Origin of the sequence: Petralouisia muris, from assembly GCF_004793545.1 — a bacterium.
In the GTDB taxonomy this organism is placed as follows: Bacteria; Bacillota; Clostridia; order Lachnospirales; family Lachnospiraceae; genus Petralouisia; species Petralouisia muris.
Genome location: NZ_SRYA01000002.1, coordinates 13,561 through 28,831, shown reverse-complemented (window position 1 = coordinate 28,831; position 15,271 = coordinate 13,561). Strand labels below are relative to the sequence as shown.

General features: G+C 46.3%; 13 protein-coding genes and 1 other annotated feature. Of the genes, 3 read left to right on the top strand and 10 right to left on the bottom strand.

Annotated features, from left to right (window positions below; genetic code table 11):
• Positions 1–35: 35 nt before the first annotated feature.
• Positions 36–288 (bottom strand) — a binding site (T-box leader).
• 71 nt (positions 289–359) lie between these two features.
• Positions 360–638: a hypothetical protein gene (locus tag E5329_RS01285; RefSeq protein WP_135987777.1), complete on the bottom strand. Its 279-nt coding sequence runs from the start codon at positions 636–638 to the stop codon at positions 360–362.
• Between the two features lie 41 nt (positions 639–679).
• Here E5329_RS01285 and E5329_RS01280 point away from each other — a divergent pair, with 41 nt between their 5' ends.
• Positions 680–2,080 carry an MATE family efflux transporter gene (locus E5329_RS01280; RefSeq protein ID WP_330571876.1) on the top strand — a complete coding sequence of 467 codons (1,401 nt, stop codon included), beginning with the start codon at positions 680–682 and terminating at the stop codon, positions 2,078–2,080.
• An 81-nt stretch (positions 2,081–2,161) separates the two neighbouring features.
• Here E5329_RS01280 and E5329_RS30335 read toward each other — a convergent pair whose 3' ends face one another.
• From E5329_RS30335 to ilvD, 3 genes are read right to left on the bottom strand one after another with little or no spacing between them, the layout of a single operon-like run.
• The gene (locus E5329_RS30335) at positions 2,162–3,220 is read right to left on the bottom strand and encodes a M15 family metallopeptidase (protein WP_275442899.1); all 1,059 of its coding nucleotides are present in this window, start codon (positions 3,218–3,220) and stop codon (positions 2,162–2,164) included.
• Entirely contained in the window at positions 3,217–4,050 is an 834-nt protein-coding gene (locus E5329_RS01270; protein ID WP_135987776.1) for a deoxyribonuclease IV, read from the bottom strand. The genes E5329_RS30335 and E5329_RS01270 overlap by 4 nt, the downstream gene beginning before the upstream one ends.
• Before the next feature lie 15 nt (positions 4,051–4,065).
• On the bottom strand, positions 4,066–5,736 hold the full coding sequence (gene ilvD / locus E5329_RS01265; RefSeq protein ID WP_135987775.1) for a dihydroxy-acid dehydratase: 1,671 nt from the start codon (positions 5,734–5,736) through the stop codon (positions 4,066–4,068).
• A 178-nt stretch (positions 5,737–5,914) separates the two neighbouring features.
• Between ilvD and E5329_RS01260 the strand changes: the two genes are divergently transcribed.
• Positions 5,915–8,083 carry a hybrid sensor histidine kinase/response regulator gene (locus E5329_RS01260; RefSeq protein ID WP_135987774.1) on the top strand — a complete coding sequence of 723 codons (2,169 nt, stop codon included), beginning with the start codon at positions 5,915–5,917 and terminating at the stop codon, positions 8,081–8,083.
• Positions 8,084–8,133: 50 nt separating this feature from the next.
• On the opposite strand, the gene lepB is transcribed toward E5329_RS01260, so the two are convergent.
• The 6 genes from lepB to E5329_RS01230 all read right to left on the bottom strand — a co-directional run bounded on the left by lepB (position 8,134) and on the right by E5329_RS01230 (position 14,323).
• Positions 8,134–8,652: a signal peptidase I gene (lepB, locus tag E5329_RS01255; RefSeq protein ID WP_135987773.1), complete on the bottom strand. Its 519-nt coding sequence runs from the start codon at positions 8,650–8,652 to the stop codon at positions 8,134–8,136.
• 104 nt (positions 8,653–8,756) lie between these two features.
• Complete coding sequence (locus E5329_RS01250) at positions 8,757–9,434, bottom strand: FadR/GntR family transcriptional regulator (RefSeq protein WP_135987772.1); 678 nt, start codon at positions 9,432–9,434, stop codon at positions 8,757–8,759.
• A gap of 16 nt (positions 9,435–9,450) precedes the next feature.
• Entirely contained in the window at positions 9,451–10,392 is a 942-nt protein-coding gene (locus E5329_RS01245; protein ID WP_135987771.1) for a TIGR03943 family putative permease subunit, read from the bottom strand.
• 77 nt (positions 10,393–10,469) lie between these two features.
• Positions 10,470–11,561, bottom strand: coding sequence for a CobW family GTP-binding protein (locus E5329_RS01240; RefSeq protein ID WP_135987770.1), 1,092 nt, complete (start codon positions 11,559–11,561; stop codon positions 10,470–10,472).
• A gap of 49 nt (positions 11,562–11,610) precedes the next feature.
• Positions 11,611–12,525 (bottom strand): DUF2156 domain-containing protein, encoded by a 915-nt coding sequence (locus E5329_RS01235; protein ID WP_135987888.1) that lies wholly within the window; start codon positions 12,523–12,525, stop codon positions 11,611–11,613.
• 61 nt (positions 12,526–12,586) lie between these two features.
• Entirely contained in the window at positions 12,587–14,323 is a 1,737-nt protein-coding gene (locus tag E5329_RS01230; RefSeq protein WP_135987769.1) for an ABC transporter ATP-binding protein, read from the bottom strand.
• A gap of 301 nt (positions 14,324–14,624) precedes the next feature.
• Between E5329_RS01230 and E5329_RS01225 the strand changes: the two genes are divergently transcribed.
• Complete coding sequence (locus tag E5329_RS01225) at positions 14,625–15,263, top strand: lactate utilization protein (RefSeq protein ID WP_135987768.1); 639 nt, start codon at positions 14,625–14,627, stop codon at positions 15,261–15,263.
• Positions 15,264–15,271: the final 8 nt, after the last annotated feature.

The following is a 15,271-nucleotide window of genomic DNA, read 5'->3' as shown; positions in this document are numbered from 1 at the left end:
CCTTGCTATAAGATAAAAAAGCCCCTATGCCTAAGCATAGGGACGAAAAATTCCGCGGTACCACCCTGATTCTTAAGAATTCCCGCATTCTATCCGCAGCAATTCTCAAACACTTCTTCTGCGTAACGTGCAGGAAACGTCACATCTTACTCCAAAAAATTTCTGTTTCAGATATGCAGCTCCGGCGGGAAATTCGATTGCTGCCTTTTCTTAAGGGGGCTTACAGCCGACGGCCCTCTCTCTCTGGAAGCAGTGCAGTTCTCTACTGAACGCCTTCATCGCTTTTGACTGGAAACTATTCTAACATGGGCTTTCAAAAACTGCAAGAGTTTTTTTGCGTTTGATGCAATTTTCTTCTGTCAGCTGACAAAGCTGATGGAAACCACTTTATTATTTTTCACTTTAAAGATAACATCCAAGCCATTGGCGTTGCTGCACAACTCCTTTCCCTCTTTCTTGGAAATCCGGTATCTGCCATTTTCCGCAGAACCATAGAATTTAAAATTTTTATCCGGCAGAAAGGTTCTCTTTTTCTTTGGGCAGTACTTTGCCTTACTCCCACTGAAAAAATCAAGTGATCCGCCGCATTTCCCAAACTGCAAGAGATTCAAGGGCGTAAAAAATGAAAAATATACCACAATCCTCCGGTTTGTGCTAAAATAGCCTGGGAGCAATCCGTATGGTTTCGGAACGAAAATCTGACATTCTTCCGCCAAAGAAAGCATACGTGTCAAAAATTATGGAAAAAGATTTAACCTCAGGCAGCGTATTGAAAAACATTCTCTTTTTTTCTTTACCATATATGCTGTCCTTCTTTCTTCAGACTTTGTACGGCATGGCCGATTTGTTTATCATCGGCCAGTTTAACGCCACTGACAGCATTACCGCCGTATCCATCGGCAGCCAGGTTATGCACATGATCACTGTCATGATTGTAGGACTTGCCATGGGCGCAACCGTAACCATTGGACTTGCCGTAGGGGCAAAGGAAATAAAAAAAGCTTCCCGGCTGGTGGGAAATACCGTCACTTTGTTTGTAACCGGTTCTTTTGCCGTTACCGCACTGCTGCTTCTTTTGGCAAAACCAATTGTGGCCGCAATGTCTACGCCTTCGGAAGCAATTCCAGGCACCTTGGCTTATCTCAGGATTTGCTTTGCAGGCATTCCATTTATTACTGCTTACAATATTCTCAGTTCCATCTTCCGGGGCCTTGGAGACGCCAAAAGGCCCATGTATTTTGTCGCAGTAGCCTGCGTCTGCAATATTGTCCTTGACTATCTTTTTATCGGGACATTGGGAATGGGGGCTATAGGCGCCGCTCTTGGCACCACAGTCTCACAGACCATTTCTATTCTTACGGCTTTTCTGGTAATTTTGAAAAGAAAAACAGGACTGGTCCTGAAAAAAAGCGATTTCAGGCCTCAAAGAAATGTAATGGGAGGGATATTGAAGATTGGCCTGCCAGTAGCCCTGCAGGATGGATTTATTCAAATTGCCTTCCTTGTGATTACAATTATTGCCAACCGCCGGGGGCTCAATGACGCTGCCGCCGTAGGCATCGTGGAAAAGGTCATCGGCGTTTTGTTCCTGGTTCCATCCTCCATGCTGTCAGCAGTCTCTGCACTTGCCGCACAGAATATCGGCGCTAAAAAGCATGACAGGGCAAAGCAGACTTTGGGCTGCGCCCTTATCATTTCCATTGGCTTCGGGACTGTGGCGTCCATCCTTATAGAATTTATCGCTCCGCAGATCATTGGGCTGTTTGAGGAAAACGCCGATGTAATCCGTCTCGGCAGCCAATATCTGCGAAGCTATGTCTGGGACTGCGCACTTGCAGGAATACATTTCTGCTTTTCGGGGTATTTTTGCGCCCTGGGGAAATCCGGCGTTTCCTTTCTGCACAACTCCTTATCTATTGTGCTGATGCGTATTCCTGTTTCCTGGCTTACTTCACAAAGATATCCAAACAATTTGTTTCCTATGGGGCTTGCCGCGCCGCTGGGTTCGCTGTTGTCGTCTGTAATCTGTGTGATTGCGTATTTGATAATAACAAAAAAGCAAAAGCGAAGTGAAACTTGACAGAGCTTTTTGTATTTGGATACGAACGGCTCTTTTGGAAAGCGCTGAATAGAAAGCGTTTCCCAAAAGAGAGTAAGTCCATTATTTTTCAAAATGCTGGTAATCTTTAACCGAATTCCAGTATCCGCCCCAGGCAAAACCATGTTCAGAAAAAAGCTGCAGACACAAGTCGCCTTCTGTAATCTTATAGGAAAATTCCTGATTCCGATCTGCATATTCCCCGCCGTTTGCAGGGCTTACCAGAAGCCCGCCGTCCCCCGTATGCTTCACATAGGGATTATATCTTGGATTAATATCTATCGCTAATCCCAGGGCGTGCCTGGACAGCTTGGAAGATCCTGCAATTTCACGGTAATTAAAGGCAGATGTATTATTATCTGACATGGAGCTTTCATCATCTGCCCCGTATTCGTCTATCAAAAGCATTTTTTCGATAGGGTATTTTTGACGGTAAAGCTCGGACATAATCTCTAAGATATCCTCTGCAATGGACTGGTTGACCATTAATTCCCCAATGTGGGTTTCTCCGTCAAATCCCACATGAAGCACCCGCAGATAGCGGAGATCTGACAGAGAAACATAGTTATTTTCCTGATAGGAATTCCCCCAGATCCGCTGTCGGATTTCCTCTGATATTTCCTCGCTGAAGAAAAGACTGTCCAGAATGTCTTCTGAGAAAGCGGAAGTATCCAGAACCTCCCCGGCGGGCATTGCCAGGATATCGGACAGCTCCAATACCTGTGAGCTCTGCGCCTGCGCTGCAGGTTGTTTGCTGGAATCTTCCATACCCGCCTGCCGCCGGGAACTTTGGGCCTCTTCTTCACTGCTTTGCCCGCTATTTTCTGACGGCTCTTTGACGTCTTCCTGTTCAGAAGATGCGCCGGACAGATCTTGTATGTCTTCCTGGCCTGCGGACATGCCGCTCTGCTCTGTTCCATTTTCCTGTTCGGAAGATGCGCTGGATGGCTCTTTTCCATCCTCCCGCTCTTCAGCTGCAGCGGACTGCCCTGGTTTGGTTTCTCTGTTCTGCTTTCCTGGATTCCGCAAAAAAAAGAAAGCGCAAACCAGCAGACACAGGAGGCAGCATCCGCCTGCTATCGCGCCGCCTCTTCGGATTGCAGATAACTTTTTCTTCTTCATAATTCGGCTTCTTTCCGCAGCAATGCAATTTCCCGCTGATACCCGTCAAGGTCATTGGGCGTTTCCAAAAAGAACGGCAGATGGCGCAGCTTGGAATGGGTGACAATGGCGCAAAAGGCGGGAAGGCCGATATTGCCTTCTCCAATTTTCTCATGGCGGTCTTTGTGGCTTCCAAGCTTATTCATACTGTCATTTAGATGCATGGCTTTCAGCCGATTTAAGCCAATGATGCGGTCAAATTCTTCCATCACCTGTTCCAAATGCTCCACAATATCATATCCGCCGTCAAATACGTGACAGGTATCCATGCAAACTCCCAGGCGGCTGCTGTCTTCCACATGATCTATGATTTTCCGAAGTTCTTCAAAATTCCTGCCAATCTCCGTCCCTTTTCCCGCCATAGTCTCCAGAAGTATCACGGTCTGATATTCCTTCTCATTAATTCTGTTCAGCATATCGGAAATATACGCAATCCCTGTTTCCGTCCCCTGTTTCACATGGCTGCCGGGATGAAAATTATACATGGCGTCTGGAATATATTTCAGGCGGCTTAAGTCGTCGCACATGGTATCGAAGGCGAACTGCCGCAGCCCTTCATCTTTGGCGCATGGATTCAGGACATAGGGAGCATGGGCCAGAATCTGCGCCAGCCCATGCTCCTTTGCAAAGTCCAGATAGGCGGCAATGTCCTCCGGATCTAATGCTTTTGCCTTGCCGCCTCTTGGATTCCTGGTAAAAAACTGAAAGGTATTCGCTCCTATTTTCACCGCCTCCTTTCCCATGGCTAAAAAGCCTTTGGAAGAAGACAGGTGACATCCAATTCTCAACATATGAATCTCCCTGTGTTATGACAGTTCTTTTTTCATCACAGCGCCGGTTGCGCCAGAAGTTACCATCTGGGCGTAACGGGCCAAATAACCTTCCGTTACCTTCGGAGTCCTGGGTGTCCAGGCTGCTTTCCGTTCTGCAAGGGTTTCCTTTGGCACATCCAGTTCCAGCTTCATTTCCGGAATATTAATTTTGATGGTATCTCCTTCTTCCACCAGCGCAATGGTTCCTCCCACGGCTGCTTCTGGAGAAACATGCCCGATGGAAGCCCCGCGGCTTGCTCCAGAGAATCTTCCGTCTGTAATCAACGCAACCGTAGATCCTAAGCCCATTCCTGCAATTGCTGAAGTTGGATTTAACATTTCACGCATGCCCGGCCCGCCTTTCGGCCCTTCATAGCGGATAACCACCACATCTCCGGCAACAATTTTCCCGCCTTTGATGGCTGCGATTGCATCCTCCTCACAGTCAAATACCCGCGCCGGCCCTTCATGCACCATCATTTCCGGCGCAACTGCGGAACGCTTTACCACGCTTCCTTCCTGAGCCAGATTGCCTTTTAACACCGCAAGGCCGCCTGTAGCGCTGTAGGGATGATCCAATGGACGGATAACCTCAGGATTCTTATTGACGCATCCTTTGATGTTTTCCCCTACGGTCTTTCCCGTCACAGTAATACAATCCATATTTAATAAATTCAGCTCTGCCAGTTCGTTCATAACCGCATAGACGCCGCCTGCTTCATTTAAGTCTTCCATATAGGTAGGCCCTGCCGGCGCCAGATGACAGAGGTTGGGGGTCTTTTCACTGATTTCATTGGCAAATCCGATATCAAAATCAAATCCTATCTCATGGGCAATCGCCGGAAGATGAAGCATGCTGTTGGTGGAGCATCCCAGTGCCATATCCACCGTCAATGCATTTAAAATGGCTTCTTTTGTCATAATATCCCTGGGACAGATATTTCTCTTATACATCTCCATGACTGCCATGCCTGCGTGCTTGGCAAGACGGAGACGATCCGAATATACCGCCGGAATGGTGCCGTTCCCTTTCAGTCCCATGCCCAGGGCTTCGGTCAGACAGTTCATGGAATTCGCAGTATACATACCGGAACAGGAACCGCAGGTAGGGCATGCCTTTTCCTCAAATTCACATACGTCTTCCTCTGTCATGGTTCCTGCCGCATAGGAGCCTACCGCCTCAAACATGGAGGAAAGGCTGGTTTTTTTCCCTTTCACACGGCCTGCCAGCATAGGGCCGCCTGATACAAAGACTGTGGGCACATTCACCCTTGCCGCCGCCATCAAAAGTCCCGGCACGTTCTTATCACAGTTAGGCACCATCACCAATGCGTCAAACTGATGGGCCAACGCCATACATTCTGTGGAATCCGCAATCAAATCACGGGTTACCAGGGAATATTTCATACCGGTATGGCCCATGGCAATTCCATCACAGACTGCAATCGCCGGGAAAACCACCGGCACGCCGCCTGCTTCCGCCACTCCAAGCTTTACTGCGTCGACAATCTTGTCCAGATTCATATGGCCCGGAACAATCTCATTGTAAGAACTTACAATCCCTACTAAGGGTTTGTCCATTTCCTCTCTGGTAAATCCCAGTGCATGGAACAGGGAACGGTGGGGCGCCTGCTGCATCCCTTTTTTCACATTATCGCTTCTCATTTCTCTTCCTCTCTTTCTTCATTTTTGTATGAGTTGAATATATTATACCCTTTTAGTTGTCTGCTGTCAATACTGTTGTTTGACAAATCTGCCACTTCTAAATTGACTTTTTTGCCAAATTATGCTATACTAATTCATATTTTAGTGTACGATAATCTGTTTATCAGGGGGACATATCATGAGTGAACCTACAACGAATCATAACCTGATCGAATATCTCCTGACTACTTCAAAACCCCAGGAAAACCAGACGATTCAGGAAATTATAGCTTTTATGGATGAGATGCCGGGCGGCTTTTTAATCTACCGCGCCGATGAATCAGAAGAAATTATCCATGCTAACAAAGCTCTGCTTCGGATCTTTCAGTGCGATACCATTGAAGAATTTCTGGAATTTACCGGTAAATCCTTCCGCGGCATCGTTCACCCGGAGGATCTGGAGGCAGTGGAACAGAGCATTCAGGAACAAATTGCCCACAGCCGACACGATTTGGATTATGTAGAATACCGGATTATCCGAAAAGATCAGGAAATCCGCTGGATTGAAGATTATGGACATTATCTGCATATCGACTCTGTGGGAAATATTTTCTATGTATTTATCATAGACGCCACGGAAAAAAAGAACCGTCATCTTTCCGAAAAAGAACGTTTGCTGGAAGAAAAAAAGCAAAAAGAACAGAAACTGAAATCATTGATTGAAGAATACGACAAAGAACGGAAGCTGATTAATCAGGAACACCTGCGCCGTCTGGAAGTCATCGAAGGCCTCAGCGTCAATTACGATTCCATCCTTTACGCCGATTTGGACGCCGACCGGATTCTGCCCTACCGTCTCAGCGATCGGACAGAGCTTCAATTCGGCAAAAAATTTCAGCCCCGGCAATTAAGCTGGTACGTGAAGGATTATGTAAACACCTGGGTCCATCCAGAAGACCGGGAACTAATCCTCAAGGTCTGCGATCCTGCATACATTCGTAAAAAGCTGGCAACCAGCAAAACATATTATACCAATTACCGTGTAATCAGCAACGGAGAACTGCAGTACCTGCAGTTTCGTATTGTAAATGTAGGCAACCAGGAACACATTTCCCAGGTTGTCATGGGCTACCGGAAGGTAGACGAGGAAGTCCGGCGGGAAATGGAACAAAAGCAGCTGTTTGAAGAAGCGCTGAACACTGCCAACCTGGCAATCAACGCCAAGAACACATTCCTATCCAATATGTCCCATGACATGCGGACGCCGCTGAACGCAATTTTTGGGTATACCACCCTTGCCAGAAATCATATAAACGACAGCCAGGCTGTTTCGGATTATCTTCGTAAGATTGACATTGCCAGCAGACAGCTTTTAGAACTGATAGAAAAAGTGCTGGAAATTTCCTGGTCTGAATCCAATGACACCCGCATTACGGAAACTGAGTGCAATTTGAGCGATATTATTCAGGACATCCACGAGAACCTGCTTCCTCAGGCGGAAGAGAAAAATATCACTTTTTCCGTAGATTCTTCCGGTATGACCCATTGCGATATTTTCGGGGATCAGGATAAGCTGCGCCAGCTATTGACAAATCTGGCCTCCAACGCTATCACTTATACGGAGAATGACGGAACCGTAGAGATTACCGCAGAAGAGCTGGAGAAATTCCCCAATAATTTCGCCGTTTACCAATTTGTTGTAAAGGACACCGGCATTGGCATCGGCAAAGACTTCCTGAAGCATATTTACGAACCCTTCGAACGTGAAAAAAATACCACATTCAGCGGTATCCACGGTTCAGGGCTGGGACTTACCATTGTCAAGAGCATTGTGGATATGATGGGCGGAACCATTCAGATCGACAGCGTTCCGGGGAAAGGCAGCACATTTACCGTTATTTTAAGGCTCCGGCTGCAGACCCATCCCCTCTCTTCCGCCAACCATACGGAAGACGCATTTTCCAGCCTGCTGAATAAGAAGATTCTTTTGGTGGACGACAATATGGCTAATCTGGAAATTGAAACGGAAATCCTTCAGGGTATGGGATTCATTGTGGAAACAGCCATAAACGGACAGGCTGCCGTAGAAAGAATAGAACTTGCTTCTCCGGAGGATTTCGACCTGATTCTGATGGATATTCAAATGCCTGTAATGCACGGCTGGGAAGCGGCCAGGGCAATCCGCAAACTGTCGCATCCGGTACTGTCCCATATCCCTATCATTGCGCTGTCAGCGGACGCTTTTGACAGTGACAAGCAAATGTCCAGGGAAAGCGGCATGGACGCCCATTTGACAAAGCCCATTGATATTCCCCTAATCCTGGAAACCATCGCCAAAATACTGCAGAGCCGCAAAAATTCCACTTAAAAAAAGAGGCTGTCCCACCCTGACAGCCTCTTTCTGATTCCCCGCTCCTGCTATTTCAGCACACGGGGATGGGGAAAATAACTAACCGCAGCTTTTCCGATAATATCCTGAAGCTCCACAAATTTATGTTCCCAATACCTGGAATCCCAAGAATCATTCCGGTTATCCCCCATCATAAAATAAGCTCCCTCCGGCACCGTATAAGGGCCGAAATCATCCTCGCTTACTTCTTCTGTATAATCCTGTTTTAACGGTTCTCCGTCAATATAGATTATGCCGTCTTTTCCCTCAATGGTTTCTCCTGGCAGCCCCATAATCCGTTTCAGATACAGAGTCTTGCCATCATCGGGATAGACAAAGGTCACAATATCTCCCCGTTTCGGTTCGCTGAACACATAGGAAAGCCGGTTTACAAGAATTCTGTCTCCCGCCATCACGGTAGTCTCCATAGAAGAAGTTGGCACTTGTGCATTGGCAATCATAAATTTATTTAAAAAGAACCCAAAGGCCAGCGCCAGCAAAATCAGAATTACATTTGTTAAAATTTCTTTTAATATCTTTCTTTCCATTGATTTCTCCTTTTCCCGAACTCTGGAATTCAATTTTAAGCTCTGCACTTTGGACCATCTTTGATATTTTCCCGCTGCACACTCCACATTCCGCCATCTGGATATTATTCCATGGGAAGCTGTTCCATAGCGTGCAAAATATGAATCCGCATGGCGTTGCACGCCCCCTCCCCATTCCGCGCTTTCAAAAAGTCCATCAGCATCTTATGATCTGCCAATGTGGCCTGCACCGCCTCTTCATGGGACTCTGACAATTTTACCCCTTTATTGATTCCTTCATATATTACCGGCATAAGCTGATTAATAAACTCATTGTGGGTGGCTTTTGCGATGGATTTGTGAAAAGACTGTTCCACCCGGGTGCGGTCCCTGCCCTGCCGAATCCGTTCTTCGATTTCTTCTCCCAAAGCCAGAATACGCTGAATTTCTTCCTCCGTAGCCCGGGCGGCCGCATAACGCGCAGCCTCCGGCTCAAAAATCAGACGCATTTCGTACAAATCTCTGACATTAACTGATGCTGGGGTAAGGCGGGAAAATTCTCGGAACCGGCCGACTTCAAAATCTTCCCTTACGAAAGTCCCTCTGCCCCGCCGGATTTCCAGGATTCCTCCTGTCACCAGAATCCGGATAGCTTCCCGCAGTGTGGTGCGGCTTACCTTTAATTCTTCCGATAATATGTTTTCATTCGGCAGCTTGCTGCCTGGCAGAAACCGCTGTTCCACCGTAATCATGGATAAGATGCTGTCTGCAATCCGATCTGATAATCTGCTTTCCTGTTCCATATAACCCATCCTGTTTTCAACTGAAATAAATCAGCTCATCTTCCGGTTTTTCTGCGGGTTTTACCTCCAAAGCATACAGCACCGGCCCTTTTCCCCTGTATTCCATAGCGAATTCATTTTTCATTTCAGCCGTAATGGTAATCCAGGATTTATGGGGAATGTCTGCAGCTTTGTTAAATTTACATTTAAATCCCACAAAAGTAATATCATCTGCGCAGCAGGTCATGGCAAACCTTCCCGGAATCAACACTCCCTTTTTCATTTTCTCCGGCCGGTACACCAATGCCAGAAACTGCACCTTTTTCCCCTCATACTTTTTCGGATCATCCAGTGCATCCATGTACCAGATACCGTAATCCATATCAGTAATCTCAATGACATCCTGATTCAAATCATAGGGCAGTTCTTCCATATCATTATCATCAATGGTTCCGTCTTCACGCTCGTAGGCAATCTGGGCTTTCCGGTTTAAAACCTTAATCGCCCGACGGAATTTGCCCTTGGGGGTATCATCGCTGCAGCGGTTAATAATCACCACATCCGCTGCAAACAACTGTTCCATAATCATGGCGCGCATATTAGCCAGATACATTTCAAAAGTGGAAGCGTCAACCGTTGCCAAAGACTGCACCAAAACCCAGTTTTGGGGAAGCTCCTTTTCCAGAAATGTGGACATCTGCCAGGTTCCGTTGTATTCAATAAACACCTGAGCCGGACGGTAAGCGCTGCCCAGTTCCTCTAACTTTTCGGTGGTAAATGCTTCCTCTTCTTCTATCATCGCCAGCTTCGTATTGGCTTTTTGCAATTCCTCTTCTTCAAATTCCACTTCCCCGTCTTCACAAAGAATCAGCAGCGTCCTGCCATTTTCACTGAAATCCCCTTCGATCAGCGTTTCACGTATCAGAGAGCTTTTCCCGCTGTCCATAAAGCCGGAAAATAAATATACCGGTATTTCCATTCTTTCACGACCTTTCTATCTTCCAACACAGCCTTTTGACTGCAAAGATTCCACTCCAGCTCGCAGCCTGCTATATACTATATTCCAAACAATTCCGCCAACTTTTCCTCCCGGATATCTGTTCCAATCACGCAGAGCCGCCCGGTATAATCTGCTTCTCCGGTTCTAAGCTCATATTCCCCGTCAACCATGTCAAAATAAATCCATGTGCCGTCTTCTGTTGGAACCATGCCTTTCGCCCGCAGAATTGTGCCGTAATCTTCTGTATCACAAAATACTTTCATGGCATGTTCAATCACTTCTTTGGTGAATACATGCGGAGTTTCTTTCCCCCAGCTTGTAAATATTTCATCTGCGTGGTGGTGATGATGGTGATCATGATCGTGACAGCCGCAAGTACAGTCCGGCCCATGATCATGGTGATGATGTTCATGGCAGTGTTCATGCTCTTCGTGATGATGACCATGCTCGTGGCAGTGTTCATGCTCTTCGTGATGATGACCATGCTCGTGGCAGTGCCCATGCTCCTCATGATGCTTTTTATGTTCTTCCATCAGCTCTTCTTCCAGTGATTTCTGCTGCTCGATCACTTTATAAATCTGTTTGCCGTCAATGTCATCCCAGGGGGTGGTAATCACAGCGGCGTCCGGATTTTTCTCCCGAATTGCTTTCACGACCAGTTCTGTCTGCTCCGGCTTCACATTCTGGGTACGGCTTAACACAACTACAGTGGCGTATTCAATCTGATTATTGAAAAATTCTCCAAACGCCTTCATCTGCTTGGTGGCTTTGGCAGTATTTACCACGGTAATCCGCCCGTTTAATTTCACTTCGTTTTCCTGTTCCACCTCCTGCACAGATTTCATCACATCAGAAAGCTTTCCTACGCCGGAAGGCTCAATGAGAATCCGGTCCGGATGAAACCGTTCCATCACCTCCCGCAGATTCTTTCCAAAATCCCCCACCAGGGAACAACAGATACAGCCGGAATTTAATTCGCTGATTTCAATGCCGGAATCCTTTAAAAAACCGCCGTCAATGCCGATTTCTCCAAATTCATTTTCAATTAAAACAATTTTTTCTCCCTGAAATACATCCTCTAACATTTTTTTGATAAAGGTGGTCTTCCCTGCTCCTAAAAATCCTGAAATAATATCAATCTTTGTCATTGATTTTCCCTCCATTTTTCTTCTATCATGCCTGGGCTGCCGGTTTCCGTTATGATTCTTTTCCACAGGTCACCATGCCCTTTTCCACCAGAAATACCGGACGGTAAGACAATTTCGCTTTCCGAAGCCCTTCTGCCCCGGTATCCTCTTCCCGGTTCACATACTGATACTCCTGCGCTTCATGGGTCACAAACTGCTGGTTTATCATGGGATAAGCCCCCTGAACATGTGCAAAGGCTTTTTCAATATGCACCACAAAAGTATCCGGATTTAAAGGCTCTCCAATGGTAAATGCAACAATTTCTCCTTTGGGCTCTGTCCGAAGCAGTCCGCCCTTCAGTCTCAATTCTTCAAACAGGCGCAGCGCATTTAACGTCACGCACATCTCCGCCCGCTTTTCTTCGTCCTGGTCACATTCTGCTTCCGTCCGCCATTTTAAAGCCATTTGAAAGCATTCCTCCACATTTTCACCAGTGACAGGCTCATAAACCCATTCCGGATAATTCTCTTTGAATTTGTTGATATGGTTCCGCTTCCCATGAAGCTTTTTCCCGGCCAGAGTGGTAAGCTTTTCCGTCTCATAGACATAATCAGCAGAATCTCTGTCATACGCAATCTGGAATTTTCCCGGATACCACTGCTGCAGCAGTTCAAATTCCTGCTCCTGCACCAGATGCATGTGAAATTCTTTCTGCTCACTGTGAAACCATTCCAGCATCACATCCATAGATCTGCGGATCTGCGCCGGTTCCCCTGCCGGAAATGTAATGCTTGGCTCACCATTCTCCAAAGTTCCCCGAAATACTAAAGCGTCCTCCACAACGGCAAACTCTGTTGGATATTTCCGGCTCCAAAGGTAAATATTTGGGAAAATCAATTCACAGCTTCGGTATCTTTTCTGATTCAGATATCTGTCAATAAGCTCCCGGTCTTCCAGTCCGATTTTCTTAAATTCGATTTCCATAAATCTCCTATCCGGCTGACTGCACGCCAAAAGCCGCATTCTGCCTTCTTCTTTGTTTTTTCTATCCGGCAAACTGCATACTGTAAAGCTTTGCATAGATGCCCTCTTTTTCCAATAATTCCTTGTGGGACCCTTCCTCTTCGATTCCGCTGTCCGTCAGCACCAGAATCTTCTGGGCGTTCCGTATGGTGGACAGGCGGTGGGCAATCACAAAGGTGGTACGGTTTTTCGCCAATTTTTCCAAAGATTCCTGCACAACTTTTTCACTTTCGTTATCTAAAGCTGAAGTGGCCTCGTCAAAGATCAGTATGGGCGGATTTTTCAAAAATACCCGTGCAATGGACAATCTCTGCTTCTGCCCGCCGGAAAGCTTCACGCCCCGCTGCCCGATATCGGTGTCATATCCGTCTGGAAGCGCCATAATAAATTCATGGGCATTGGCGCGTTTGGCAGCCTCCACTGCTTCTTCCCGGGTGGCGCCTGGCCTGCCATAGCGAATATTATCCATCACAGTTCCCACAAACAAATACACGTCCTGCTGCACAATGCCAATTTGGCTGCGCAGGCTCTTTAACGTTACATCCCGGATGTCCTGCCCGTCAATTTTCACCGCGCCATCTGTCACATCATAAAACCGTGGAATCAGGCTGCAAAGAGTGCTTTTCCCTGCTCCGGAAGAACCTACCAGAGCCATATAGGAACCTGCTTCCACCTCCAGATTGATGTGATTTAACACTGTTTCCGCATTTTCTTCGTAATGGAAGGATACATTTTCAAAAGAGATATCCCCTTTGACATTTTTTAATTCCATCGCCTCCGGCTTGTCTGCAATATCCGGATTGATCGCCATCATCTCCATAAAACGCTCATACCCGGTATAGCCGTTCTGAAACTGTTCGGTAAAGTTAATCAGTTTTTTCACCGGTTCTGTAAAGGTGTTGATATACAGAAGAAACGTAATCAAATCCGTCACATTCACCTGTTCTCCAGTAATCAGTACGGCTCCTGCCACCAGCACCACAATAGTAATCAATGTGGTCAGCGCGCCGAGGCCTGAATGATATCCAGCCATATAAATATAGCTGTTCTTTTTGGCAGCCAGAAATCCCTGGTTACCCTCTTCGAATTTGTCCAGCTCCACCTCTTCATTGGCAAAGGATTTTACCACCCGAATGCCGGACAAATTATCCTCGATCTGGCTGTTGATTTCCGCTATTTTCACCCGGTTGCGCTTGAAGGCCCGCTTCATCCTGGTATTGAAGTACATCGCATACACCAGCATAATGGGCACAAAGGCAAAGGCTATTATGGTCAGCTTCACATCAATATTCAGCAAAATAATGAAGGAACCTACAATCTTAATGACAGAAATCACCAGATCCTCCGGTCCATGATGCAAAAGCTCGCTGATATCAAACAAATCACTGGTGATTCTGGACATCAGCTGCCCTACCTTTTGGTTATTAAAGAAAGAAAATGACAGCTTCTGGTAATGACCGAAAATCTCCGCCCGCATGTCATACTCAATCTTCGCTCCCATCACATGGCCATAGTTGGAAATAAAATAATTGCAGAAACACTCCACCGCAACCAGCGCCAGCATCAAAACTGCCAGCCCAGTAAGCTTATGGAGCGCCGCATCTGCTTCCATTGTAATTACATGATTTGTAATATAGCGCACAATCAAAGGAATTACTAATGTCACCCCTGCACCCAAAATCGCAAAAAACATGTCTGCAAGAAATAAGGGCAGGTAGGGCTTGTAATAGGAGACCAGCTTTTTTAATTTTTGTTCCATTAAAATCCCCTTTCCTGAAAATTTTTTACTGTTTTTCTGCGGATGAGTTCTGACACATATTTTCATCCACAGGGCATATTATAACACAATTGGTATTTTTTTCAAATCTTTTGGAAAAGCCACTCAATCCTTCCTATGTTCCTTATTATAGTCTTTTGCCAACATATTCTCAAGATAATTTCCACAATAAAATTGACGCACAGAATCTGATATTTTATAATAGGAAAGAATACAGCCACTCCTTACATAATAACATCGGTATAAGAAATATGACAACTTTATCTACGAAAGGAGCAAATTTATGACACCTGCAGAAACCTATTACGAAAATCTAGCAAAAGTTACCATGAAAAATCTGGAACGGCGGCATTTTGAATGCCATTACTGTAAAACTGCCCAAGAAGCCGTAACACTTGCCTCCAAACTGGTGCCTGCCGGCAGCACTGTATCCTTCGGCGGCTCTATGACATTTACAGACTCCGGGATGGCTGATGCCCTGAAACAGCGCAGCGACATCACACTGTTAGATCGGAGCAAAGCAGGCTCACCGGAAGAGATAAAAGAAATTTACCACAAATCATTACATGCAGACTACTACTTTATGAGCAGCAACGCCATCACAGCAGACGGGGAACTGGTGAACATCGACGGCACAGGAAACCGTTTGGCAGCTTTGATTTACGGACCAGAACATGTGATTATCCTGGCCGGCATGAACAAAGTAAGTCCCACACTGGAGGAAGCGGTTTCCCGGGTGAAAAATGTGGCTTCTCCGCTGAACGCCAACCGCCTGAACCGGAACACGCCCTGCGCCGCTACCGGATTATGTTCTGACTGCCTAAGTCCGGACTGCATCTGTTCCCATACGGTCATTACCAGAAGAAGCACACCCCAAAATCGAATTAAGGTTATTTTAATCGGGGAAGCTCTGGGGTATTAAATTTTAAT